This is a genomic window from Paraburkholderia sp. J63, from assembly GCF_905220245.1.
Taxonomy (GTDB): domain Bacteria; phylum Pseudomonadota; class Gammaproteobacteria; order Burkholderiales; family Burkholderiaceae; genus Paraburkholderia.
In genome coordinates, this window is the sequence record NZ_CAJMZF010000011.1 from 110869 (window position 1) to 136930 (window position 26062).

The window sequence follows — 26062 nt, forward strand, 5'->3', positions numbered from 1 at the left end:
ACGCGGTCCATTCGTCCGTGCGTGAGGTCCCCGCCATGCTTTTTCCCACAGAGTTTGACGTAATCGTCGTCGGCGGCGGTCACGCCGGCACCGAGGCTGCGCTTGCCGCGGCCCGCATGGGCGTCAAGACGCTCCTGCTCACGCACAATATCGAAACACTCGGCCAGATGAGCTGCAATCCGTCGATCGGCGGCATTGGCAAGGGCCATCTGGTCAAGGAAGTCGACGCGCTGGGCGGCGCGATGGCCGCGGCCACCGACGAGGGCGGCATCCAGTTCCGCATCCTCAATTCGTCCAAAGGGCCGGCCGTGCGGGCGACGCGCGCGCAGGCCGACCGCATCCTGTACAAGGCGGCGATCCGTCATCGCCTCGAGAATCAGCCGAATCTCTGGCTGTTCCAGCAGGCGGTAGAGGACCTGATGGTCGAAGGCGATCGCGTGGTCGGGGCCGTGACGCAGGTGGGTCTGCGCTTCCGGGCGCGCGCCGTGGTGCTGACGGCGGGGACGTTCCTCGACGGCAAGATTCACGTGGGCCTGAACAACTACACGGGCGGCCGCGCGGGCGATCCCGCCGCAGTGACGCTCTCGGCGCGCCTGAAGGAGCTGAAGCTGCCGCAGGGCCGCCTCAAGACGGGCACGCCACCCCGTATCGACGGTCGATCGATCGACTTTTCCGTGCTCGAAGAGCAGCCGGGCGACCTCGATCCGGTGCCGGTCTTCTCGTTTCTCGGCAGGGCCGAGCAGCATCCGAAGCAGATTCCTTGCTGGGTGACCCACACCAACGGGCGCACGCACGACATCATTCGCGGCGGCCTCGACCGCTCGCCTATGTATACAGGCGTGATCGAAGGGGTGGGGCCGCGCTATTGCCCGTCGATTGAGGACAAGATTCACCGCTTCGCCTCAAAGGAATCGCATCAGATCTTCCTCGAGCCGGAAGGTCTCACGACGAACGAGTTCTACCCGAACGGGATCTCGACGAGCCTGCCGTTCGACGTTCAACTCGAGCTCGTCCATTCGATGCGCGGCCTCGAGAACGCCCACATCCTGCGCCCTGGCTATGCAATCGAGTACGACTACTTCGACCCGCGCGGCCTGAAGGCGTCGCTGGAAACGAAGGTGATCAACGGCCTGTTTTTTGCGGGCCAGATCAACGGCACCACGGGCTACGAAGAAGCTGCGGCGCAAGGCCTGCTCGCGGGTATCAATGCCGGTCTGCAGGTGCAAGGCAAGGACGCATGGTGTCCCCGTCGCGACCAGGCGTACCTTGGCGTGCTGGTCGACGATCTGGTAACGCGTGGCGTTTCCGAGCCGTACCGTATGTTCACGAGCCGTGCCGAGTACCGCCTGAGCCTGCGCGAGGACAACGCCGATATGCGCCTGACGGAGATGGGGCGCGAGCTCGGTGTCGTCGACGACGTCCGTTGGGACGCATTCAGCCGTAAGCGCGACGCTGTTTCACGTGAAACAGAGCGCCTGAAGTCGACGTGGGTGAACCCGAAGACGCTGGGCGCGGAAGAGGCGACGGCGCTGCTCGGCAAGCCGATCGACCGCGAATACAACCTCGCGGATCTGCTTCGTCGTCCTGGCGTGAGCTACGACGGCGTCTGCGGTCTGCGCGAGGGCGCCTGTGCGCCGGAGGCGCCGCTCGCCGACGACGAGGTTCTGCTCGCCCAGATCAAGGAGCAGATCGAAATCGGCATCAAATATCAGGGCTATATCGACCGTCAGGCCGATGAGATCGAGCGCAACGGCGCGCACGAGAACACGCGTCTGCCCGAGGGCATCGATTACGCAGAAGTGCGCGGATTGTCGTTCGAGGCACGCCAAAAGCTGAACCAGTTCCGTCCAGAAACGATCGGCCAGGCGTCGCGTATCTCGGGCATCACGCCCGCTGCCATTTCGTTGCTGATGGTTCACCTGAAGCGCGGCCTTGGACGCCGGCGTCAGAATCCGTCCGACCAGGGCACCGACAACGCGCCGGTGGCCCAATGACGGGCCGCGCACGGCAACCCGGCATCGCGGACCGCGATGCCCTCGCCCGGCTGCTGACGGAGGGCGCACAAGCGCTCTCGGTCGATCTGAGCGAGCGGCAGCACGAACAACTGCTGGCCTACGTCGCATTGCTGGCGAAGTGGAACGCCGTCTACAACCTGACGGCGATCCGCGATCCGCGCCAGATGCTGATTCAGCACATCCTCGATTCGCTTTCGATCCTGCCGCACTTGCCCACACGTGCCGACGCCACGGTGCTCGACGTCGGCTCGGGCGGCGGCTTGCCTGGCATCGTGCTGGCGATCGTTCGCCCCGACTGGCAGGTCACGCTGAACGACATCGTGCAGAAGAAGTCGGCGTTTCAGTCGCAGGCCAAGGCGGAATTGGGCCTCACGAATCTTTCCGTGGTGACGGGGCGAGTCGAATCGCTGCGCCCCGGCGTCGAAGTACCAAAAAAATTCGACTTGATCGTCTCGCGGGCATTCGCGGAACTGGCCGATTTCGTTACACTGGCCCGTCACCTCGTTGCGGACGGCGGAGCGATCTGGGCGATGAAGGGCGTGCGGCCGGAAGGCGAGATTGAACGCTTGCCAGCCGGCTCGCGAGCGCTGCAGACGATCCGCCTCGCCGTGCCGATGCTCGATGCGGAGCGGCATCTGACCGAGGTGGTGGTCGAGCCGGTCTCCACGGTCTGATCGCTGACACAGTAGCGTGGTTCACTGGCCGGGATGGCCCAGGCCAGATGGCCGAATAGCGCACTCGAAAGGAGTTGCGCTATAACGTAAGCAAACTTTTTAAGGCAGTAAAAGGGACACACAAAAGATGGCAAAAATCTTCTGCGTTGCGAACCAGAAGGGCGGCGTCGGCAAGACGACGACAACGGTCAATCTCGCCGCGAGCCTCGCATCGCAGGGACAACGTGTCCTTCTCATCGATCTCGACCCGCAGGGCAATGCCACGATGGGCAGCGGCATCGACAAGGCGGCGTGCGAGAACACGGTTTATGAAGTCCTCGTGGACGGCGTTTCGGTGCCGCAGGCGCGCACGCGTCCGGAGCAGGTCGGTTACGACGTGCTGCCCGCTAACCGCGAGCTCGCCGGCGCCGAAGTGGAACTCGTGACGGTCGAGCAGCGCGAGCGCCGCCTGCGGGCCGCGCTCGCCGAGGTCGACGACGAATACGACTTCGTGTTGATCGACTGCCCGCCGGCGTTGTCCTTGCTCACGCTCAACGGACTGTGCGCGGCGCACGGCGTCGTGATTCCGATGCAGTGCGAGTATTTCGCGCTCGAGGGACTCTCGGACCTCGTCAACACGATCAAGCAGGTGCACGCGAACATGAATCGCGACCTGAAGGTGATCGGTCTGTTGCGCGTGATGTTCGATCCGCGCATCACGCTGCAGCAACAGGTATCGGAGCAACTGAAGGAGCACTTTGGCGACAAGGTGTTCGACGCGGTGATTCCGCGCAACGTCCGGCTTGCGGAGGCGCCCAGCTACGGCTTGCCGGGCGTGGTGTTCGACCGCGCGTCGCGTGGCGCGCAGGCTTATGTGCAATTCGGCGCGGAAATGATCGAGCGCGTGCGCGCACTCTGACGAAAGAATGGGGAGCACGATGAACGCAGTAGCACGGAAGAAGGGGCTGGGCCGAGGACTGGAAGCATTGCTCGGAGGCAGCGCGGACATCACCGAAGCGGTGAAGATCGATGGCGCGCCCAACACGCTCGCGCTCACGCAGATGCAGGCGGGCAAGTACCAGCCGCGCACGCGCATGGACGAAGGCGCGCTGCAGGAGCTTGCGGCGAGCATCCGTGCGCAGGGCTTGATGCAGCCGATCCTCGTGCGTCCGGTCGGGCCCGAGCGCTACGAGATCATTGCGGGCGAGCGGCGCTTCCGCGCGGCGCACATTGCCGGCCTCACCGAAGTGCCGGTGCTCGTGAAGGACGTGCCCGACCAGGCCGCCGCCGCGATGGCGCTGATCGAGAACATCCAGCGCGAAGACCTGAACCCGCTCGAAGAAGCGCAGGGCATCCAGCGTCTGCTCGACGAATTCAGTTTCACGCACGAGCAGGCCGCGGAGTCGGTGGGGCGCTCGCGCAGCGCGGTGTCGAACCTGTTGCGTCTTCTCAATCTTGCCGCGCCGGTGCAGACCATGTTGCTCGCCGGCGATCTCGACATGGGCCACGCGCGCGCGTTGCTCGCCGTCGACGCCGCCACGCAGATCACGCTGGCCAACCAGGTGGTCAACCGGCGCCTGTCGGTGCGCGAAACCGAAAAACTCGTTGCGGCCACAACCAAAGCCACGCCTGCGCTGAAAGCCAAGGCGGCGCACGACGGCGGCCGCGACACGCGCCGGCTCGAAGACGAGTTGTCCGATTTGCTGGCCGCGACCGTCAAGATCAAGCTCGGCCGGCGAGGGCGCGGTCAGCTCACCGTCGATTTCGGCGATCTTGATGCACTCGACGGCATTCTGCTCCGCCTGCGTGGCGAAACCGCTGTTTGATTTGAAGTCCGGCGTCGCTCCCGGTGCGTGAATCCGATGCCGCCGCGCGCGGCCCGCTCGGCTTGCTATGCCGGCTCGGCGCATTTGCACGCGCCGAACCGGTTCTGACGATACTCGTCGCGGCGCTCGCGGCGCTGCAGATTTGCGCGCCGCGAGCGTGGTCCACACTTCCCGCGCTGGTCGACTGGCAGACGGTGATGACGCTCGCCGGGCTGCTGATTCTCACCAAGGCGCTCGAATATTCAGGATTCCTGACCTGGACCGCGCACCGGCTGGTGCACCAGATTCGTTCCGAGCGCGCGCTCGCGTTCCTCCTCGTCGCATTCGCGGCGGCGCTATCGACGGTCGTGACGAACGACGTTGCGCTCTTCGTCGTCGTGCCGCTCGTGCTTTCACTTCACAAGCTCACGCCGCTGCCATTAAAGCGGCTTGTAATCATCATTGCGCTCGCCGTGAATGCGGGCTCGGTGCTCACGCCGCTCGGCAACCCGCAAAACCTGTTTCTCTGGCAATTGAGCGGTGCGTCATTTGGTCGCTTCGTTGCCGCCCTCGCGCCGTTGTGCGCGCTGCTGATGGTGCTGCTGCTCGTGCTCGCCGCGCTGCTTTTTCGTCCACGGCCGCTCGATCTGACGAAGGACGTGGAGCAGCATTCGGTCGATCGGGTATTGGCCGGCGTCGCCGCCTTGCTTTTCGTTGCATTCGTGCTGCTCGCCGATACGCATCGCGCGGGGATCGCGCTGGCCGGCGTCGGCGTGGGTTTCCTCATCTGGCGCACGCGCATCGTGCTGAAGATCGACTGGCTGCTGCTGCTGATCTTCGTCCTGATGTTCATCGTGCTGCGTAGCGCCGCCGCGCTGCCGTGGATTCATCACGCGCTCGCGAACCTCGGGCTGCAGACGCCGCTGCGCGCCTACGCCGCCGGCGCGGTACTCTCGCAGGCCATCAGCAACGTGCCGGCCGCCATCGTGCTGGCCGGCTTCACGCACGACTGGCGCGCGCTCGCATTCGGCGTGAGCGTCGGCGGCTTCGGATTCGCCATCGGCTCGCTCGCGAATCTCATCGCCGTGCGGCTCTCGGGCGAGCGCGGCGTGTGGCTCTCGTTCCATTTGATCTCGATCCCGTTCTGGGCTATCGCCGTGCTCGGCGGCGGCTTGCTGTTGTATTTTTTCTGACAGAAAAACGACAAGAGCACCGATACATTCGCCGTTCCAGGGTAAAATCGCGCCCCGTTTTGCCTGGCTGTCCTGACGGTCCCGCACTTCCTTACAGTTTCCGTTACCTGCGGAGTAATGGTGAGTTTTCCGCATGATGAAGTAGCATTTCATGCGTGTTATTGAACGGCCTAAAGTCTTGAATTGGCTGCAACTATCGCTTACAATCGCCCGGATTTATTTGGTTGGCGGCGGCGTAAGCACGTTGCAAGAAATCAGGCGGAAGCCAAATATCCGGAATAACGCAATGGTGGGTCAGAGGCCAGACGAAGCGCGTAAGGCGCATGGAGGGCCCGATGGTCCGCAACGCGGAGCCGAAGCATCCGGCGAGAAGCAGGGTGCGGGTCCGGATAGAGGAAAAGCAAACGCGGCTGCTGCGCGTCATGATCCCCATGCGGAGCTCAACGCTGATCGCACGACGGATCACAACGCGCGGTGGGATCAGCTAGACGCCGACCAGCAAGATAACAACGACATCGTTCCGCTCACCCGGGCCGAAGCCGAGCAACTTTTCGGCGCACAGGTGAGCCGCCCGTCGCGCGTCACGCCGTTTCGTGTCGTGGCAGCGCAAGTGGCTTTGTCCCTGCTTGCTACACTGCTGTGGTGGCTGTTCTATAAGCCGCCGGGCAGTGCTGCGCCGAGCGCCGTTCCGGTGTCGGCGCTACTGGGAGGAGCGATCTGCTGGATACCCGGTGCGCTGTTCGCGGCGCGCCTGAAGCAGTTGAGCCAAGCCGGCACCGTGCTGAACTGGATGCTCGGCGAAGCGGTCAAGATGGGGGCAACGATTGCGATGTTCGTTGCCATCGCGTTCTGGTATCGCGACGTGCAGTGGATCCCGTTGCTCGTCACTTACCTGATCGTATTGAAGACATACTGGATCGCGCTCGCGTGGCGCTGACCCGCGCTGACATCGCGCCGTCTTTCGTGTGAAAGGCGTCGAAGCGATCGAAGCGGCAAGCGGTTGGCACATGTTGGAGTGGGACACGATCCGAGGCGGTGCGTTCCCGCAATAAAGCATTGCGCGGGAGCGGCCTGGGCCGTTTGGCCGGAACCGATTTTCGACAATTTGGGTGGTTTTAACGATATGGCAGCCAGCGAAGGAACGAGCGCTCCGGGTCCGTCCGAGTACATTGCGCACCACTTGCAGAACTTTGCCACTGGGCACCAGACGTCGATCGTCGACTTCCATGTCTGGAACATCGACACGCTGTTCTGGTCGATTCTGTGCGGCGTCGTGACCCTCCTCATCCTGCGTCTCGCCGCGCGCAAGGCCACCCCGGGCGTGCCGGGCCGCTTCCAGTGCGCCATCGAAATGCTGGTCGAGATGGTCGAGGACCAGTCGAAGTCCATCGTCCACGGCAATCGTGCCTTCATCGCACCGCTCGCGCTGACCGTCTTCATCTGGGTCGCGCTCATGAACTCCCTCGACTTCATTCCCGTCGATCTGCCCACGCGCGTGATCGGCTGGCTCGGCCTGTCCGAAGTGTTCCCGCATCAGCGCATCGTCCCGACCGCCGACCTGAACGGCACGTTCGGCATCGCGCTCGGCGTGTTCGTGCTGATGATCTATTACAGCCTCAAGATCAAGGGCGCAGGCGGCTTCATGCACGAGCTGATCTCGGCCCCGTTCGGCGCGCACCCGCTCCTGTGGATCCCGAACCTTGCACTGAACATCATCGAGTACGTCGCCAAGACGGTTTCGCTTGCCCTGCGGTTGTTCGGCAACATGTATGCAGGCGAGCTGCTGTTCCTGCTGATCGCGCTGCTGGGCGGTCTGTGGAGCTTCGGCGCGGACACGACGGTGCTTGGCTTCATCGGCCACGTGATTGCGGGCAGCGTCTGGGCGATCTTCCACATCCTGATCGTTCTGCTGCAGGCGTTCATTTTCATGATGCTGACGCTGGTGTACATCGGCCAGGCACACGACAAGCACTAAGTGCTCGTCAAACCCGATTTGCAGTTTTAAATCCCCAGTTCCAAAAAATCTCACAAAGGAGTGATCATGCAAGCTTTCATCGCCAACATCCAGGGTTTCACGGCCATCGGTATCGGCATCATCATCGGCCTGGGTGCAATCGGCGCCTGTATCGGTATCGGCCTGATGGGCGGCAAGTACATCGAAGCCTGCGCACGTCAGCCTGAACTGATGAACCCGCTGCAGACGAAGATGTTCCTGCTGGCTGGTCTGATCGACGCGGCGTTCCTGATTGGCGTGGGTGTTGCAATGCTGTTCGCGTTCGCTAACCCGCTGCTCTCGAAGCTCGCGGGCTAAGTTCCCTGGAAGGTTGCGCCCGACCTGGAAGCATAGGGTGCGGACGCAGGACGGAACGGGTGACGAGGCGCTGATCGAGTTTCACAACCGATGAGCGCCTTGCCGTTTCAACTCCCCGGAATAGCAACGTAAAAGGAAACACCGTGAATCTCAACGCAACCCTGTTTGCGCAAATGGTCGTGTTCCTGATCCTCGCGTGGTTCACGATGAAATTCGTGTGGCCGCCGTTGGTCAACGCCCTCGACGAGCGCTCGAAGAAGATCGCGGACGGCCTCGCCGCTGCGGAAAAGGGCAAGGCGGAACTCGAAGCCGCGCACAAGCGCGTAGGCGAAGAACTCGCTACGGCCCGTAACGAGGGCCAAAGCCGTATCGCCGACGCAGAAAAGCGCGCGCAGGCCGTCGCAGAAGAAATCAAGGCTCAGGCACATGCCGAAGCGGCACGCATCATTGCTCAAGCGAAGGCCGACGCCGACCAGCAGGTCGTGAAGGCACGCGAAGCGCTGCGCGGCCAGGTCGCGGCGCTCGCCGTGCAAGGCGCCGAGCAGATCCTGAAGCGTGAAGTCGACCAGGCCGCCCATGCCGACCTGCTGAATCAACTGAAAGCCGAGCTCTGATCATGGCCGAACTTGCAACCATCGCCCGCCCGTACGCAGAAGCGCTGTTTGGCGTGGCCGAAGCTGGTGACACCGCCGCCTGGTCCACGCTCGTCGCGGAGCTGGCACAGGTTGCGGCCTTGCCCGAGGTGCTGTCGGTCGCGACGAGCCCGAAAGTGAGCCATGCTCAGGTCGTCGAGCTCCTGCTCGCGGCGGTGAAGTCCCCTCTCAAGGATGCGCCCGAGGCGAAGAACTTCGTGCAGATGCTGGTCGCGAACCACCGCCTGGAACTGCTGCCGGAAATTCACGCACAGTTCGAAGCGCTCAAGAACGCCAAGGCCGGCGCCGCAGACGCGCTGATCGTCAGCGCGTTCCCGCTTGACGGCGCGCAGTTGAACGACCTCGTCGCCAGCCTCGAACGCAAGTTCAAATGCAAGCTGAAGCCGGCCGTCGAAATCGACAAGTCGCTCATCGGCGGCGTGCGCGTCACGGTCGGCGACGAAGTGCTCGATACCTCGGTCCGCGCGCGGCTCGCCAGCATGCAGGTGGCTCTGACCGCCTGAGCGCCCCGATCATAAAGATCGGGCGCGGCGGCTGGCACGCAACAGAATTGAACATCAGGAGCGAATAATGCAACTCAATCCCTCTGAGATCAGCGAGCTGATCAAGAGCCGGATCCAGGGCCTCGAAGCGAGCACGGACGTTCGCAACCAGGGCACCGTGATCTCTGTGACCGACGGTATCGTGCGTATCCACGGCCTGTCGGACGTGATGCAGGGCGAAATGCTCGAATTCCCGGGCAACACCTTCGGCCTCGCGCTGAACCTCGAGCGCGACTCGGTCGGCGCCGTGATTCTGGGCGAGTACGAGCACATCTCGGAAGGCGACATCGTCAAGACGACGGGCCGCATTCTTGAAGTGCCGGTGGGTCCGGAACTGATCGGCCGCGTGGTCGATCCGCTCGGCAACCCGATCGACGGCAAGGGCCCGGTCAACGCCAAGCTCACCGACGCCATCGAAAAGATCGCCCCGGGCGTGATCTGGCGTGAAGGCGTCTCGCAGCCGGTGCAAACCGGTCTGAAGTCGATCGACGCGATGGTGCCGATCGGCCGCGGCCAGCGTGAGCTGATCATCGGCGACCGTCAGTGCGGCAAGACCGCGGTGGCCGTCGACACGATCATCAACCAGAAGGGCAAGGACCTCATCTGTATCTACGTCGCGATCGGCCAGAAGGCTTCGTCGATCCAGAACGTGGTGCGCAAGCTCGAAGAAACGGGCGCGATGGAGTACACCATCGTCGTCGCGGCTTCGGCTTCGGAATCGGCCGCGCTGCAGTACCTCGCGCCGTACGCCGGCTGCACGATGGGCGAATACTTCCGCGACCGCGGTCAAGACGCCCTGATCATCTATGACGACTTGACCAAGCAAGCCTGGGCATACCGTCAGATCTCGCTGCTGCTGCGCCGCCCGCCGGGCCGCGAAGCGTACCCCGGCGACGTGTTCTACCTGCACTCGCGTCTGCTCGAGCGCGCCGCGCGCGTCTCGGCCGACTACGTCGAGAAGTTCACGAACGGCGAAGTGAAGGGCAAGACGGGCTCGCTCACCGCGCTGCCGATCATCGAAACGCAAGCCGGCGACGTCACGGCATTCGTTCCGACGAACGTGATCTCGATTACCGACGGCCAGATCTTCCTGGAAACCGACCTCTTCAACGCAGGCATCCGCCCGGCTATTAACGCCGGCGTGTCGGTCTCGCGTGTGGGCGGTGCGGCTCAGACCAAGGTCGTCAAGAAGCTGTCGGGCGGTATCCGTACCGACCTCGCGCAGTACCGTGAACTCGCGGCGTTCGCGCAGTTCGCCTCGGACCTCGACGAAGCGACCCGCAAGCAGCTCGAGCGCGGCCGCCGCGTGACGGAACTGCTCAAGCAGCCGCAATACCAGCCGCTGCAAGTGTGGGAACTCGCGGTCGCGCTGTTCTCGGCGAACAATGGCTACCTCGACGACCTCGAAGTCAAGGACGTCCTGCCGTTCGAGAAGGGCCTGCGCGAATACCTGAAGTCGAAGCACGCCGACCTGATCGGCCGCATCGAGGACAAGAAGGACCTGTCGAAGGACGACGAGAACGCGCTGCACGCGGCTCTCAAGGACTTCAAGAAGTCCGGCGCATATTGATCCCGTCCGCGAATCAATCACGATAAACGGACATTGAAGCGCGGCGCCGCGTCGTAAAGCACGGCGCGCGCTTCGATTAAGGAGCAAGCAATGGCTGGAATGAAGGAAATTCGCGGCAAGATCAAGAGCGTGCAAAACACGCGCAAGATCACCAAGGCGATGGAAATGGTCGCGGCGTCGAAGATGCGCCGCGCCCAGGAGCGCATGCGCGCCGCCCGCCCGTATGCCGACAAGGTCCGCGACATCGCTGCGCACATGAGCCGTGCGAATCCCGAGTATCGCCATCCGTTCATGACGGAAAACAACGATGCGAAGACCGCCGGCGTGATTCTCGTCACGACCGACAAGGGTCTGTGCGGCGGGATGAACACCAACGTGCTGCGCGCGACGCTGCAGAAGTTCAAGGATCTCGAAGCATCCGGCAAGACGATCGAAGCAACGGCGATCGGCGGCAAGGGGCTCGGTTTCCTGAACCGTCTGCGCGCGAAAGTCGTCTCGAACGTCGTGCAGCTCGGCGACACGCCCCACCTCGAAAAGCTGATCGGCGCGGTGAAGGTGCAGCTCGACCAGTACTCGGAAGGCAAGCTCTCGGCGGTGTACCTCGCGTACACGCGCTTCGTCAACACGATGAAGCAGGAGCCGGTGATCGAGCAGCTGCTGCCGCTGTCGAACGAGCGCCTCGAAAGCGGCGAAGACGATGGCGCGACGCCGAAGTCGCAGTGGGACTACATCTACGAGCCGGACGCGCAAACCGTCGTGGACGAACTGCTGGTCCGCTATGTCGAAGCCCTGGTCTATCAGGCCGTGGCGGAAAACATGGCGTCGGAGCAGTCGGCCCGGATGGTGGCGATGAAGGCAGCGTCGGACAACGCGAAGACGGTCATCAACGAACTGCAGCTCTCGTATAACAAGAGCCGCCAGGCCGCGATTACGAAGGAACTTTCGGAAATCGTCGGCGGCGCAGCAGCGGTCTGACCGGGCACAAGCCGAACGCGAAACCGCGCCGCTGCGCCGTAGGGCGAGCGGCGGCCGAGTGAAGAATTCAGGTATCTAAAGGAAAATCGATGAGTACAACTGCTTTGCCGGAAGGCAAGATCGTACAGTGCATCGGCGCGGTGATCGACGTGGAATTCCCGCGTGAGCACATGCCGAAGATTTACGACGCGCTCATTCTCGACGGGTCGGAGCTGACCCTCGAAGTGCAGCAGCAGCTCGGCGATGGCGTCGTGCGCACCATCTGTCTCGGTGCGTCGGACGGCCTGCGCCGCGGCACCGTGGTCAAGAACACGGGCGAGCCCATCAGCGTGCCGGTCGGCAAGCCGACGCTCGGCCGCATCATGGACGTGCTCGGCCGTCCGATCGACGAAGCCGGTCCGATCGTCAGCGAAAACAAGCGCGCGATCCACCAGAAGGCTCCGGCGTTCGACGAGCTTTCGCCGTCGGCTGAACTGCTCGAAACCGGCATCAAGGTGATCGACCTGATCTGCCCGTTCGCAAAGGGCGGCAAGGTGGGTCTGTTCGGCGGTGCAGGCGTGGGCAAGACCGTCAACATGATGGAGCTCATCAACAACATCGCGAAGGAACACGGCGGCTTCTCCGTGTTCGCGGGCGTGGGCGAGCGTACCCGTGAGGGCAACGACTTCTACCACGAAATGAAGGACTCGAACGTTCTGGACAAGGTCGCGCTCGTGTACGGTCAGATGAACGAGCCGCCGGGCAACCGTCTGCGCGTTGCGCTGACGGGCCTCACGATGGCCGAGTACTTCCGTGACGAAGGCCTCGACGTGCTGTTCTTCGTCGACAACATCTACCGTTTCACGCTGGCCGGCACGGAAGTGTCGGCACTGCTCGGCCGTATGCCTTCGGCAGTGGGCTATCAGCCGACGCTGGCTGAAGAAATGGGCAAGCTGCAAGAGCGCATCACGTCGACGAAGAAGGGCTCGATTACCTCGGTTCAGGCCGTGTACGTCCCTGCGGACGACTTGACCGACCCGTCGCCGGCTACGACCTTCGGCCACCTGGACGCAACCGTCGTTCTGTCGCGTGACATCGCCTCGCTCGGTATCTACCCGGCAGTCGACCCGCTCGACTCGACCTCGCGCCAGATCGACCCGAACGTGATCGGCGAAGAGCACTACTCGATCACGCGCCGCGTGCAGCAGACGCTCCAGCGCTACAAGGAACTGCGCGACATCATCGCGATTCTGGGCATGGACGAACTGTCGCCGGAAGACAAGCTGTCGGTCGCGCGCGCTCGCAAGATCCAGCGTTTCCTCTCGCAGCCGTTCCACGTCGCGGAAGTCTTCACGGGCTCGCCGGGCAAGTACGTGCCGCTGAAGGAAACCATCCGCGGCTTCAAGATGATCGTCGACGGTGAGTGCGATCACCTGCCGGAGCAGGCGTTCTACATGGTCGGCACGATCGACGAGGCCTTCGAAAAGGCCAAGAAGATCCAGTAAGGGTTAGTTGCAGTAGAGAGGCGAGATGCGTCGCGCAGGTTAAGTCAGTGCTGACTTATCTCGCCGCTGCAACCCACTGACCCCAAGGAGTCGACACATATGGCAGCAACCATCAAGGTAGACGTCGTCAGCGCCGAAGAGAGCATCTACGACGGCCAGGCGAAGTTCGTCGCGCTTCCGGGCGAAGCGGGCGAGCTGGGCATTCTGCCGGGCCACACGCCGCTCATCACGCGGATTCGTCCGGGTGCGGTGCGCATCGTGGGCGCGGACGGCGATGAAGAGTTCGTGTTCGTCGCCGGCGGCATTCTCGAAGTGCAGCCGGGTGCCGTGACGGTCCTCGCCGACACCGCGATCCGCGGCAAGGATCTCGACGAGGCGAAGGCCGCCGAGGCCCGCAAGCGCGCCGAAGAGGCGCTGCAGAACGCCGGCTCGAACCTCGAGTACGCAACGGCGCAGGCGGAACTCGCCTACGCCGTCGCGCAACTCGCGGCGATCCAGCGCCTGCGCAAGATGAACCAGCATTGATCTCGCGACGGCACGCCCCACGGGTGCGTGCCGACCGGGCTGAAACGGGCTCCCCGATTGGGGAGCCCGTTTTTTTTGGTGCGCTCGCCGCAGCGAGAACGCCGGACATTTCGTCTCCCAGCGCCGACACGAGAAAATCACTTGACGTTTACGGAAAGGTAATGCGAAATCATGCCTTCGTGCCTGCCGGCGCAACGCTCGCAGGCGTGGCCCGCAGCCCATGCGCTGCGGGTAAAACTTGATGCTGCCGGCCGCGCGCACGGTGGCACAATGGTTTTCAAATCCATTTCAATCGGGAGCGGGACTCCCGGGGAGACAGCCATCATGGCAATCGACGCAGCAGGTGCGCGCGAGGCGCTCATCGCGCCGAAAGACGGGCTTTCCTACGTGCGCGGCGAGACTACTACGCCGCTTTCCGATGCAACGATCGGCACTTTCCTGCAAGAGACCGCGCGGCGCTTTCCCGAGCGTCCCGCAGTGGTGTTTCGCGAGCAGGACATCCGCTGGACCTGGCGCGAGTTTGCCGACGAAGTGGACGTCGTCGCCGCCGGTTTCCTCTCGCTCGGCATCGTGCCGGGCGATCGCGTCGGCATCTGGTCGCCCAATCGCTTCGAGTGGCTGCTCACGCAGTTCGCCACGGCGCGCATCGGCGCGGTGCTGGTCAACATCAACCCGGCCTACCGGCTGGCCGAACTCGAATACGCGCTGAACAAGGTCGGCTGCAAGGCCGTCGTCGCGGCGGAGAGCTTCAAGACGTCGAAGTATCTGGAGATGCTGCAGGCGCTCGCGCCCGAGCTCGCGAGCGCGACGCCGGGCGATCTGCATGCGGCGAAGCTGCCCGGGCTGCGTGCGGTGATCCGCATGTGCGACACCGAAACGCCCGGCATGCTGAATTTCAGCGAGCTGATCGAAGCGGGGCGAGAGCGGCTCGAGCGCGACGGCAACGCCGAACTCGACGCGATCGGCGCGCCGCTCACCGCCGACGATCCCATCAACATCCAGTTCACGAGCGGCACCACGGGCAACCCGAAGGGCGCCACGCTCACGCACCGCAACGTGCTCAACAACGGGCGCTTCATCGCCATGGCGATGCGGCTCACCGAAGACGACTCGCTCTGCATCCCGGTGCCGCTCTATCACTGCTTCGGCATGGTGCTCGCGGTGCTCGCATGCGTATCGGTGGGCGCGACCATGGTGTTCCCCGGCGAGGCCTTCGATCCGCGCGCGACGCTCGCGGCGGTGGCCGAGGAGCGCTGCACGGCGCTGCACGGCGTGCCAACGATGTTCATCGCCGAGCTCGATCATCCCGACTTCGCGAGCTTCGATCTCACGCGGTTGCGCACGGGCATCATGGCGGGCTCGCCGTGCCCGATCGAAACGATGAAGCGCGTGGTCTCGAAGATGCATCTCGCCGAGATCACCATCGCCTACGGCATGACCGAGACGAGCCCCGTGTCGTTCCAGAGCGCGACGACCGACCCGCTCGACAAGCGCACGACCACGGTGGGGCGCATTCAGCCGCATCTCGAAGTGAAGATCGTCGATGCGCTCGGCAATATCGTGCCCGTGGGCGAGACGGGCGAGCTCTGCACGAAGGGCTACTCGGTGATGCGCGGCTACTGGGACGACGAAGCGAAGACGGCCGAAGCGATCGTCGACGGCTGGATGCATACGGGCGACCTCGCGACGCTCGATGCCGAGGGCTACTGCAACATCGTCGGGCGCCTGAAGGACATGCTGATCCGCGGCGGCGAGAACATCTATCCGCGCGAGATCGAGGAGTTCCTGTTCCGTCATCCGAAGGTGCAGTCGGTGCAGGTGTTCGGCGTGCCCGATGCGAAGTACGGCGAAGAAGTGTGCGCGTGGATCGTGCTGCGTCCGGGCGAAGCCGCCACGCCCGAGGAGATCCAGGCGTTTTGCCAGGGGCAAATCGCCCACTACAAGATCCCGAAGTACATCCGCTTCGTCGACGAAATGCCGATGACGGTGACGGGCAAAGTGCAGAAGTTCGTGATGCGGTCGCAGATGATCGACGAACTGAAAATCAGCGAGCAAAAGACCGCTTGATGCCGATGTCGCGCGGCGGTGCGAGTGTGCCGCCGCGCAACAGCGAATGCGCGCCAAAGTCGATAAAAACCCTAATGCTTTGGATACCGAATGAATTGGCCGACGAATTGGCTTGGTGATGGATTAACGGCGATGGCTAACGCCGAAAGCTAAATGACAATGAATTCCGATCAGGAAATTGGTGCGCGCGATTATTCCTGCCGTCGCAACAAACCGATGACGAAAAGTGCGGGAAAGGAAAAAATGGGCGAAAAAAAAGCGGGCCTGGAGCCCGCTAAAAACCACACGCTACGGGGTTAGCGCGAGGAGACCAAAAGAGGAGCCGGGTTCAACAGCCAAAACGCCGGTTACGGCTCCAACAAGGATGCCCCAAGGAGGGCTTCGGCATGACGCCGACCGGCTGGTGTATCGTGTCCGCTCACACTCGCACCGAACCACATCCGTGTTGAAACCGTTGAAGGCATTGTGGGCGAATTAATCGACGTTCGCGGTAACAAAGTGTTTCAGGTTGTAACGCCCGTCAGATAAGGCGCTGCAGGTCTTTTTGCCATCCTGATCGTTTTGCGAAAGTCATTTTTACCGGCGTTTTTTATTGTTCTCGGACAATGCGAAAACGGATGTTCAATGCGTCATTCCTCTTGCATGAAGAAAGCCCCGGTCTATGGGCATCGCGGGAAGTCCAGCGCATGAAAACGCCAATCTCTTACGCAGATGCAGCAGGCATTCGATGAGGAATCCATGCGTGCGATGCAAGGATGGCTCATATCGCACTGCAACGAGTGGTTGCAACTCCTCATATGGTTTGACGAATGACGCTGCGCCGGAAGTGCGTCCCGGCGCCCGCTATCGCCCCTTCACATTACTTGAGCCATTTGTCCGAGATCGCCTGATACTCGCCGCTCTCGCGCGCGAGATGCAGCCACTGATCGACATATTGCTGGAACACCACGTCGCCGCGCGGCACCATCCATGCCTTCTCGCCATACTGGAACGGCTTGTCGGGATGCACCGAGCACAGCCCCGGATTGAGCTTTTGCTGCAGTAGCGTTTCGGAAGCGTCGGTGACCATCACGTCCGCTTTGCCCGCGAGGATCTGCTTGAAGATCGTCACGTTGTCCGGATAAACGGTGAGCTTCGCGTGCGGGAAAAACTGCTTCGCGAAGCGCTCGTTCGTGCCGCCCGGATTCACGATCACGCGCGTCGATGGCTGGTCGATCTGCGCGACGGTCTGGTACTTGTTCACGTCATCGCAGCGCACAATGGGTGTCTTGCCGTCGACCTGATAGGGCTCGGTAAAGAATGCGCGCTTCTGCCGCTCCAGCGAAGTCGACACGCCGCCCACCGCGACATCGCATTTCGCGAGGAAATCGTTCATGAGGTTCGACCACGTCGTCTTCACGAACTCGGCCTTCACGCCCAGCGACTTCGCGAGCGACTCGGTCATGTCGATGTCGATGCCTTCGAAGGTGCCGTCCGGCTTGTAGAACGAGTAGGGCTTGTAGTCGCCCGTCGTGCACGCGCGCAGCGTGCCGCGCGAGAGCACTTCGTCGAGCCGCGAAGGGGCGGCGCTGCCAGGTGCCGTGGCGCCCGGCATGGCCACGTCCTGTGCAGCGACGCCTTCGGCGAATGCGTCAGGCGTTCCGGCGAGACTCGCGACAAGCGCGGCGATCAACGAGCAGGTGGCGGCAGCGTTCTTCTTTTGGGTCATGCTGAATGTCTCCTCTTCCTTTATGGGTGTCCCGGTGGATGTCTCGATGCAGGGGCGTAATGGATCGGAAAGGCTTCCGATCATAGCCCGCGCAAATGCACGCGTTAAGCATGGACTGACCTGGTTGGCGCGGATGCGAAAGGCGCGCGCGATTCAGTCTTGGCGCGAGAGGTCTGCATGCGCCGAGCGCGGCGCGCGGTGCTTATCCCGGTCATCAGCGCCATGTCGCGGCGGCCGCTCCGGTAGAATGGCCGTCTGCTTTCGAATCTCGCGCGACAAGCGCCTCAGCTCGTGGCCCACACTCTCCTGAACGACACTTTCCTGCGCGCCTTGCTGCGTCAGCCGACCGAATACACACCGATCTGGCTCATGCGCCAGGCGGGCCGCTATCTGCCGGAGTACAACGCCACGCGCAGCCGCGCGGGCAGTTTTCTTGGCCTCGCCAAGAACCCCGACTATGCGACCGAGGTGACGCTGCAGCCGCTCGAGCGCTATCCGCTCGACGCCGCGATCCTGTTCTCGGACATCCTCACGATTCCCGACGCGATGGGTCTCGGCCTGTCGTTCCAGGCGGGCGAAGGGCCGAAGTTCGCGCATCCGGTGCGCAGCGAAGAGGACGTCGCGAAGCTCGCGGTGCCCGACATCGGCGCGACGCTCGGCTATGTGACCGATGCCGTGCGCGAGATCCGCCGCGCGCTCACCGACGCGCAAGGGCGCCAGCGCGTGCCGCTCATCGGCTTCTCGGGCAGCCCCTGGACGCTCGCCTGCTATATGGTCGAGGGCGGCGGCTCGGACGACTTCCGTACCGTGAAGTCGATGCTCTACGCGCGCCCCGATCTGATGGAGCGCATTCTCGAGATCAACGCGCAGGCCGTGGCTGCGTATCTCAACGCGCAGATCGAAGCCGGCGCACAAGCCGTCATGATTTTCGACACCTGGGGCGGCGCGCTCGCGGACGGCATCTATCAGCGCTTCTCGCTGGCCTGGATCAAGCGCGTGGTGGCGCAGCTCAAGCGCGAGCACGACGGCGAGCGCGTGCCCGTCATCACCTTCACGAAGGGCGGCGGCCTGTGGCTCGACGAGATCGCCGAAACGGGCGTCGATGCGGTCGGGCTCGACTGGACCGTCAACCTGGGCCGCGCGCGCGAGCGCGTGGGCGAGCGCGTGGCGCTCCAGGGCAACCTCGATCCGACGGTGCTGTTCGCCTCGCCGGCGGCGATCCGCGAGCAGGCGCGCGCGGTACTCGACAGCTTCGGCGCGCATCCGGGCCACGTGTTCAATCTCGGACACGGTATTTCGCAGTTCACGCCGCCCGAAAACGTCGCCGAACTGGTCGACGAAGTGCATCGCCACAGCCGGGCTTTGCGCGCTCCTGCGGCGTGATTTCTGTTGCGGCGCAGCGAACTGGGCTCTGGGTATCAGGGTCCAGCGTCGCTCAAGAGGCCATCCAGATGCCATTGCGCCGCTGTCAAGACTTGACTTATACACACTTACCTCGTTGCGGCGCGCAAGAGGGAAATATTGCCGCATGGCGTCAGCGGGGCTTGAGAGCAATCATTCGGGCCCTTGACAGATAAGGGTTTCGGCGCTCCACGGCGATTTGTGCGGTGTCCCACATAATGACCCCGAAGCCGGGCCGGCAAGGCGCGGCGGCCAAGTTCTTAACAAAGTTATCCACAGGCGCGGCGCAGGGAGCGCGATTGTTCTGCGGAATTCAAAACTTAGCGCGGAAAGTGAAGTTCTACTTTAACTTCGGCCGTCGGTACGCCGACCCATGGTGTTTACGCCGTCTCCAGCGGGGCCCCGCATGACGCCATGCTTCGTGCGCGTGGCGCTCGATCATCCGCTGCCCGCCCTTTACGACTACCGCTATCCGTCCGACGGCCCGGTGCCGCAGCCCGGCATGCTGGTGCGCGTGCCGTTCGGCCGCCGCGAGGCGGTGGGGTTGATCTGCGAAGTGAGCGCTCACAGCGAGGTGCCCGCCAACAAGCTGCGCGACGTGAGCGCCGTCTGCGCGGACTTGCCGCCGCTTTCGCCGCAATGGCTTGCGCTCGCGGGCTTTGCCGCCGACTACTATCAGCGGGGAATGGGCGAAGTCGCGCTGCCGGCGCTGCCGCAGGCGCTGCGCGATCCGGCGCGCTGGCCGCGCCTGCTCGCACCCGAGGAGCGCTACCGGTTGCTGCCGGCGGGACGCGAGGCGCTGCCCGACGCGCTGCCCGCGCGCGCGCAGGCGTTGCGGCGGCTTGCGCAGGCTTTGCTGGACGCGGGCGAGCTCGATCTTGCCGATGCCCGCGCGCTGCACCCGAAGGCGGCTGCCACGCTCGAATCGTGGCGCGAGGCGGGCTGGGTCGAATACGAACGCGTGGCGTTTGGCGAAGCAGGGCGCTCGTCCGGAGCAAACGATGCCGATGGCGCCGCAAGCCCCGGTTACGCCACCGAAGGCGCCATCGCGGCGGCGGCATTGCATCAGTTGAGCGGCGAGCAGGCTGAGGCCGTCGAGGCGATCCTCGAGGCGCGCGGCTTCGCGCCCTTTCTGCTCCACGGCGTGACCGGCAGCGGCAAGACCGAGGTCTATCTGCGCGCGCTGTCGGGCCTGCTCGAACGCGAGCCGGACGCCCAGGCGCTCGTTCTCGTGCCGGAAATCAACCTCACGCCGCAGTTCGAGGCGGCGTTCCGCACGCGCTTTGCGGGCGTGCTGCCCGACGACGCCATCGTCACGCTGCACAGTGGCCTCGCGGAAGGCGAGCGCGCGCACCATTGGCTCGCCGCGCATACGGGCCGCGCGCGCATCGTGCTGGGCACGCGCCTCGCCGTGATGGCCTCGCTGCCGCGCCTGGCCATGCTCGTGGTGGACGAGGAGCACGACCCCGCCTACAAGCAGCAGGAAGGGCTGCGCTATTCGGCGCGCGATCTGGCCGTATGGCGGGCGAAGCAGCTTGGCGTGCCCGTGGTGCTGGGCTCGGCCACGCCGTCGCTCGAAAGCTGGTGGCAGGCCGAGCAGGGCCGCTATACGCGCCTCACGCTCTCGCGCCGGGCCATCGCCGATGCGGTGCTGCCGAGCGTGAAGCTCATCGATCTGGAAGAGGAGCGCCGGCGCGGCCGCGCGTCGTTCGAGGGCTTGACCGGTCCGCTGATCGCGGCGATGAAGGCCCGCCTCGAGCGCGGCGAGCAAAGCCTCGTTTTCCTGAACCGGCGCGGCTACGCGCCCGTGCTCTCGTGCGACGCCTGCGGCTGGGTGGCGGGCTGTCCGCGCTGCAGCGCCTACGTAGTGCTGCACAAGCCCGAGCGGGCGCTGCGCTGCCACCATTGCGGCTGGGAATCGCGCATCCCGCATTCATGTCCCGAGTGCGGCAACGTCGATATCGCGCCGATGGGCCGCGGTACGCAGCGCATCGAGGAGGCGCTCGCGAGCGCGGTGCCGGGCGCGCGGGTGCTGCGCATCGACGCCGACAGCACGCGCCGCAAGGGCAGCGCGCAGGCGCTGTTCTCCGACGTCCACGCCGGCGACGTCGACATCCTCGTGGGTACGCAGATGATCGCGAAAGGGCACGACTTCCAGCGCGTCTCGCTCGTGGGCGTGCTCAATGCCGATAACGCGCTCTTTTCGCACGATTTCCGGGCGAGCGAGCGCTTGTTCGCGCAGCTGATGCAGGTGAGCGGCCGCGCGGGACGGGCGGGCTTGCCGGGCGAAGTGATCGTGCAGACGCGCTACCCGCGTCACGCGATCTATCACGCGCTGGCGCGCCACGACTACGTCGGTTTTGCGAATTCGCAGATTGCCGAGCGCCGCGACGCGCATCTGCCGCCGTTCGTCTATCAGGCGTTGCTACGCGCCGAAGGCCGCACGCTGGAGACGGCGCTGGCGTTTCTCGCCGAAGCCGCGCAGGCGCTCACGGCGATCCCGGCCGCCGGGCGCGTCACCGCCTACGACGCCGTGCCGCTCACCATCGTGAAGGTGATGAACGTGCATCGCGCGCAGCTACTCGTGGAGAGCCAGTCGCGCGCCGCCCTGCAGGCGACGCTGCGGGCGTGGCAACCGGCGCTGCGCGCCTTGCGGGGCGTGCTGCGCTGGAATCTCGAAGTCGATCCGCTCGATATTTGATCAGTGCCGCGCGGGATGGAACGGATCCCCACGCCCGTCCCGCACGCGCACTTTGCGCGTGGCCGGCGCCGTCGCGCCGCGAATGAACAACACGGCGCACAGCGCGCACATGAACCACACACCCGCCACTACCAGCCATTTTTCCATTTTTCGGTCCTCGCGCCAGATTCGATGATCGGCCCCCGTGATGTTTGTATAACGGCGCGGCGACGGAATCGATTAGGGTTCACCTGACTGTTGCGGGCCAGGGAAAATACCGAGTGCAACGCTTGAGCCTTTGCCGGCGGGCACTGGCCGCAAACCCACGTCCCACAAGGCTTCGCGAAGGGTGCAACCAAGTGCGTCAGATGGTTGCACCTTTTTATTTGGAGCGGTACGATTCGCCAACTTTTTGGTCTTTCGCCGGTGCGGGTCAGCCGGCATACGAAGGAAACATGGCTAGCACTACCCTTGGCGTCAAGGTCGATGACCTGCTCCGCTCGCGGCTCAAAGATGCCGCCACGCGCCTCGAGCGCACCCCGCACTGGCTCATCAAGCAGGCGATCTTTGCCTATCTCGAGAAGATCGAGCACGGCCAGTTGCCGCCTGAGCTGAACGGCCACGTGAGCGCCGCCGATCTCGGCGAGGGCGCAACCGGCGATAACGACGAAGAAGCGGCGTCGCACCCGTTCCTCGAATTCGCCCAGAACGTGCAACCGCAATCGGTGCTGCGCGCGGCGATTACGGCCGCGTACCGCCGCCCCGAACCCGAGTGCGTGCCGTTCCTGATCGGCGAGGCGAAGCTGCCCGCGCACCTCACCGGCGACGTCACCAAGCTCGCGACGAAGCTCGTCGAGACGCTGCGCGCCAAGGGCACCGGCGGCGGCGTCGAAGGGCTGATCCACGAGTTTTCGCTCTCGAGCCAGGAAGGCGTCGCGCTGATGTGCCTCGCCGAAGCCCTGCTGCGCATTCCCGACCGCGCCACGCGCGACGCGCTCATTCGCGACAAGATCAGCAAGGGCGACTGGAAATCGCACGTGGGCCACGCGCCGTCGCTGTTCGTGAACGCCGCGACCTGGGGCCTCATGATCACCGGCAAGCTGGTCACGACGAATAGCGAAACCGGCCTTTCGTCGGCGCTCACGCGCATGATCGGCAAGGGCGGCGAGCCGCTGATCCGCAAGGGCGTTGACATGGCGATGCGCCTGATGGGCGAGCAGTTCGTCACGGGCGAGAACATCTCCGAAGCGCTCGCCAACAGCCGCAAGTTCGAAGCGCGCGGCTTCCGCTACTCGTACGACATGCTCGGCGAAGCGGCCACCACCGAAGCCGATGCGCAGCGCTACTACGCGTCCTACGAGCAGGCGATCCACGCGATCGGCAAGGCTGCGGGCGGACGCGGCATCTACGAAGGCCCCGGCATTTCGATCAAGCTCTCCGCGCTGCATCCGCGCTATTCGCGCGCGCAGCAGGAACGCACGATGAGCGAGCTGCTGCCGCGCGTGCGCGCGCTCGCCGTGCTCGCGCGCCGCTACGACATCGGCCTCAATATCGACGCCGAAGAAGCCGACCGCCTCGAACTCTCGCTCGACCTGCTCGAAGCGCTGTGCTTCGATCCGGAGCTCGCGGGCTGGAACGGCATCGGCTTCGTGGTGCAGGCCTACCAGAAGCGCTGCCCGTTCGTGATCGACTACATCGTCGATCTCGCGCGCCGCAGCCGTCACCGCATCATGGTGCGCCTCGTGAAGGGCGCGTACTGGGATACGGAAATCAAGCGCGCGCAAGTCGATGGCCTCGAAGGCTATCCCGTCTACACGCGCAAGATCTACACCGACGTCTCGTACATCGCCTGCGCGAAGCGGCTGCTGAACGCGCCCGATGCCGTGTATCCGCAGTTCGCCACGCACAACGCGTACACGCTCTCGGCGATCTATCACCTCGCGGGCCAGAACTACTATCCCGGCCAGTACGAATTCCAGTGCCTGCACGGCATGGGCGAGCCGCTCTACGAAGAAGTCACGGGCCCGGTCTCGCAGGGCAAGCTCAACCGCCCGTGCCGCGTCTACGCGCCGGTCGGCACGCATGAGACGCTGCTCGCGTACCTCGTGCGCCGCCTGCTCGAAAACGGCGCGAACACCTCGTTCGTGAACCGCATCGCCGACGAAACCGTGCCGGTGAGCGAGCTGGTGGCGAACCCCATCGACGAAGCCGCGAAGGTTGTGCCGGTGGGCGCGCCGCATGCGAAGATTCCGCTGCCGCGCCATCTCTTTGGCAACGAGCGCCAGAATTCGATGGGCCTCGATCTTTCGAACGAGCATCGCCTTGCCTCGCTGTCGTCGGCGCTGCTCGCGAGCGCGCATCATCCGTGGCGTGCCGCGCCGATGCTCGCCGACGTCGATCTCGCCGAGGGCACCGCACGCGACGTGCGCAATCCGTCTGATCATCGCGATCTCGTCGGGACCGTTGTGGAAGCAACGAGCGAGCACGTGAGCGCCGCGCTCTCGCACGCCGTGTCCACCGCGCCGATCTGGCAGGCCACGCCCGTGGAAGCACGCGCCGACTGCCTCGCGCGCGCCGCCGACCTGCTCGAAGCGCAGATGCATACGCTGATGGGCCTGATCGTGCGCGAAGCGGGCAAGTCGCTGCCGAACGCCGTCGCGGAAATCCGCGAGGCCATCGACTTCCTGCGCTATTACTCGACGCAGATCCGCGAAGAATTCTCGAACGACACGCATCGTCCGCTCGGCCCCGTGGTGTGCATCAGCCCGTGGAACTTCCCGCTGGCGATCTTCATGGGCCAGGTGGCCGCCGCGCTGGCCGCCGGCAACACGGTGCTCGCGAAGCCCGCGGAGCAGACGCCGCTGATCGCTGCCCAGGCCGTGCGCATCCTGCGCGAAGCGGGCGTGCCCGCAGGCGCCGTGCAACTGCTGCCCGGCGACGGCGAAACGGTTGGCGCCGCGCTGGTGGCCGATGCGCGCACGCGCGCCGTGATGTTCACTGGCTCGACCGAAGTCGCGCGCCTCATCAACAAGACGCTTTCGCAGCGACTCGATTCGGATGGCCGTCCGATTCCGCTGATCGCCGAAACGGGCGGCCAGAACGCGATGATCGTCGATTCGTCGGCGCTCGCGGAGCAGGTCGTGGCCGACGTGCTGCAAAGCGCGTTCGACTCGGCGGGCCAGCGCTGTTCCGCACTGCGCGTGCTGTGCCTCCAGGAAGACGTGGCCGAGCGCACGCTCGAAATGCTCACGGGCGCGATGAAGGAACTCGCGGTGGGCAACCCCGATCGCCTCTCGGCCGACGTGGGCCCCGTGATCGACATGGAGGCGAAGCGCGGCATCGACACGCATATCGGCGCGATGCGCGAGAAGGGCCGCAAGGTCACGCAGATGCCGATGGCGGAGAGCTGCGCGGCGGGTACTTTCGTGCCGCCGACGCTGATCGAAATCGATAGCCTCGACGAGCTCAAGCGCGAAGTGTTCGGGCCGGTGCTGCACGTGATCCGCTATCGCCGCAGCCAGCTCGACAAGCTGCTCGAGCAGATTCGCGCGACGGGCTACGGGCTCACGCTCGGCATCCATACGCGTATCGACGAAACCATCGCGCATGTGATCGGCCGCGCGCATGTGGGCAATATCTACGTGAACCGCAACGTGATCGGCGCGGTGGTGGGCGTGCAGCCGTTCGGCGGCGAAGGGCTCTCGGGCACGGGACCGAAGGCGGGTGGCGCGCTGTATCTCTCGCGTCTCCTGGCCAAGCGTCCGGCGGGTCTGCCGCAGTCGCTCTCGAAGGCGCTCGTGGTGGATGCGCCGCAAGAGGCAAACGGCGCGCCGCAATCGGCGCCGCTGTCGGCTCATGCGACGCTCACGGCGCTGCGCGACTGGCTCATCGCCGAGCGCGAGCCGGCACTCGCGGCACGCTGCGACGGCTATCTGCAATACGTGCTTGCGGGCGCAACGGCCGTGCTGCCGGGCCCGACGGGCGAGCGCAACACCTACACGCTGTCGGCGCGCGGCACGGTGCTGTGCGTGGCCTCCACGCCGACGGGCGCGCGAGCGCAGCTCGCGGTCGTGCTGGCCACGGGCAACCAAGCGCTGTTCCAGGGCGCGGCGGGCGAAGCGCTCGTGAGTGCGCTGCCGGCGGCGCTCAAGGCGCACGTCGCGATCAAGAAGAGCGCCGACGCCGAATTTGACGCCGTGCTCTTCGAAGGCGACAGCGACGAGCTGCTCGGTCTCGTGAAGGAAGTGGCCAGGCGCGGCGGCCCGATCGTCTCGGTGCAGGGCGTGGCGGCGCATGCGCTCGCCAACGGCGACGAAGACTACGCGCTCGAACGTCTGCTCACGGAGCGTTCGGTGAGCGTGAACACTGCCGCGGCAGGCGGCAATGCAAACCTGATGACGATTGGCTAGGCAGAGGCCATACTGTCGACCGTCTTAAGGACAAGGAAGCGGCAGGCGCGAGCCGAAGCCGCTCATTCGAT

General features: G+C 64.5%; 21 protein-coding genes. 19 read left to right on the plus strand and 2 right to left on the minus strand.

Going from position 1 to position 26062, the window contains the following annotated elements; all coding sequences use genetic code 11:
* The first annotated feature begins 35 nt into the window (after window positions 1-35).
* The 16 genes from mnmG (at window position 36) to U5775_RS14595 (ending at window position 16093) form a co-directional block, all read left to right on the plus strand.
* Complete coding sequence (gene mnmG / locus U5775_RS14520; protein ID WP_322058820.1) at window positions 36-1994, plus strand: tRNA uridine-5-carboxymethylaminomethyl(34) synthesis enzyme MnmG; 1959 nt, start codon at window positions 36-38, stop codon at window positions 1992-1994.
* Window positions 1991-2689: a 16S rRNA (guanine(527)-N(7))-methyltransferase RsmG gene (gene rsmG / locus U5775_RS14525; RefSeq protein WP_322058821.1), complete on the plus strand. Its 699-nt coding sequence runs from the start codon at window positions 1991-1993 to the stop codon at window positions 2687-2689. Before mnmG ends, rsmG begins: the two co-directional genes overlap by 4 nt.
* 127 nt (window positions 2690-2816) lie before the next feature.
* Window positions 2817-3587, plus strand: a complete 771-nt coding sequence (locus U5775_RS14530) for a ParA family protein (RefSeq protein ID WP_322058822.1) — start codon at window positions 2817-2819, stop codon at window positions 3585-3587.
* Between the two features lie 19 nt (window positions 3588-3606).
* Entirely contained in the window at window positions 3607-4494 is an 888-nt protein-coding gene (locus tag U5775_RS14535; RefSeq protein WP_322058823.1) for a ParB/RepB/Spo0J family partition protein, read from the plus strand.
* A gap of 62 nt (window positions 4495-4556) precedes the next feature.
* Complete coding sequence (locus tag U5775_RS14540; protein WP_322058897.1) at window positions 4557-5666, plus strand: SLC13 family permease; 1110 nt, start codon at window positions 4557-4559, stop codon at window positions 5664-5666.
* A gap of 271 nt (window positions 5667-5937) precedes the next feature.
* Window positions 5938-6603 (plus strand): ATP synthase subunit I, encoded by a 666-nt coding sequence (locus U5775_RS14545; protein ID WP_415913578.1) that lies wholly within the window; start codon window positions 5938-5940, stop codon window positions 6601-6603.
* A 186-nt stretch (window positions 6604-6789) separates the two neighbouring features.
* Complete coding sequence (gene atpB / locus U5775_RS14550; RefSeq protein WP_322058824.1) at window positions 6790-7641, plus strand: F0F1 ATP synthase subunit A; 852 nt, start codon at window positions 6790-6792, stop codon at window positions 7639-7641.
* Between the two features lie 66 nt (window positions 7642-7707).
* Entirely contained in the window at window positions 7708-7977 is a 270-nt protein-coding gene (gene atpE, locus U5775_RS14555) for a F0F1 ATP synthase subunit C (protein ID WP_028203308.1), read from the plus strand.
* Window positions 7978-8120: 143 nt separating this feature from the next.
* Window positions 8121-8591, plus strand: coding sequence for a F0F1 ATP synthase subunit B (locus U5775_RS14560; protein ID WP_322058825.1), 471 nt, complete (start codon window positions 8121-8123; stop codon window positions 8589-8591).
* A 2-nt stretch (window positions 8592-8593) separates the two neighbouring features.
* Window positions 8594-9133 carry a F0F1 ATP synthase subunit delta gene (locus tag U5775_RS14565; RefSeq protein ID WP_322058826.1) on the plus strand — a complete coding sequence of 180 codons (540 nt, stop codon included), beginning with the start codon at window positions 8594-8596 and terminating at the stop codon, window positions 9131-9133.
* Between the two features lie 67 nt (window positions 9134-9200).
* Entirely contained in the window at window positions 9201-10742 is a 1542-nt protein-coding gene (atpA, locus tag U5775_RS14570; RefSeq protein ID WP_322058827.1) for a F0F1 ATP synthase subunit alpha, read from the plus strand.
* Between the two features lie 90 nt (window positions 10743-10832).
* Window positions 10833-11717 carry a F0F1 ATP synthase subunit gamma gene (atpG, locus tag U5775_RS14575; protein WP_322058828.1) on the plus strand — a complete coding sequence of 295 codons (885 nt, stop codon included), beginning with the start codon at window positions 10833-10835 and terminating at the stop codon, window positions 11715-11717.
* A gap of 89 nt (window positions 11718-11806) precedes the next feature.
* Window positions 11807-13201, plus strand: a complete 1395-nt coding sequence (atpD, locus tag U5775_RS14580) for a F0F1 ATP synthase subunit beta (RefSeq protein ID WP_134747339.1) — start codon at window positions 11807-11809, stop codon at window positions 13199-13201.
* Between the two features lie 99 nt (window positions 13202-13300).
* Window positions 13301-13726 (plus strand): F0F1 ATP synthase subunit epsilon, encoded by a 426-nt coding sequence (locus U5775_RS14585; RefSeq protein WP_134747342.1) that lies wholly within the window; start codon window positions 13301-13303, stop codon window positions 13724-13726.
* 324 nt (window positions 13727-14050) lie between these two features.
* On the plus strand, window positions 14051-15793 hold the full coding sequence (locus U5775_RS14590; protein WP_322058829.1) for an AMP-binding protein: 1743 nt from the start codon (window positions 14051-14053) through the stop codon (window positions 15791-15793).
* A gap of 153 nt (window positions 15794-15946) precedes the next feature.
* Window positions 15947-16093: a hypothetical protein gene (locus tag U5775_RS14595; RefSeq protein WP_322058830.1), complete on the plus strand. Its 147-nt coding sequence runs from the start codon at window positions 15947-15949 to the stop codon at window positions 16091-16093.
* Window positions 16094-16652: 559 nt separating this feature from the next.
* Here U5775_RS14595 and U5775_RS14600 read toward each other — a convergent pair.
* Window positions 16653-17387, minus strand: a complete 735-nt coding sequence (locus U5775_RS14600; protein ID WP_322058898.1) for a transporter substrate-binding domain-containing protein — start codon at window positions 17385-17387, stop codon at window positions 16653-16655.
* Between the two features lie 405 nt (window positions 17388-17792).
* On the opposite strand from U5775_RS14600, the gene hemE reads away from it, so the two are divergent.
* Both hemE and U5775_RS14610 read left to right on the plus strand, forming a co-directional pair.
* The gene (hemE, locus tag U5775_RS14605) at window positions 17793-18884 is read left to right on the plus strand and encodes a uroporphyrinogen decarboxylase (RefSeq protein WP_322058831.1); all 1092 of its coding nucleotides are present in this window, start codon (window positions 17793-17795) and stop codon (window positions 18882-18884) included.
* Window positions 18885-19308: 424 nt separating this feature from the next.
* A complete protein-coding gene (locus U5775_RS14610; RefSeq protein WP_322058832.1) occupies window positions 19309-21603 on the plus strand; it encodes a primosomal protein N' in 2295 nt (764 codons plus the stop codon).
* On the opposite strand, the gene U5775_RS14615 is transcribed toward U5775_RS14610, so the two are convergent.
* On the minus strand, window positions 21604-21750 hold the full coding sequence (locus U5775_RS14615; protein ID WP_322058833.1) for a hypothetical protein: 147 nt from the start codon (window positions 21748-21750) through the stop codon (window positions 21604-21606).
* Window positions 21751-22037: 287 nt separating this feature from the next.
* Between U5775_RS14615 and putA the strand changes: the two genes are divergently transcribed.
* Window positions 22038-25991, plus strand: coding sequence for a trifunctional transcriptional regulator/proline dehydrogenase/L-glutamate gamma-semialdehyde dehydrogenase (gene putA / locus U5775_RS14620; protein ID WP_322058834.1), 3954 nt, complete (start codon window positions 22038-22040; stop codon window positions 25989-25991).
* Window positions 25992-26062 lie beyond the last annotated feature (71 nt).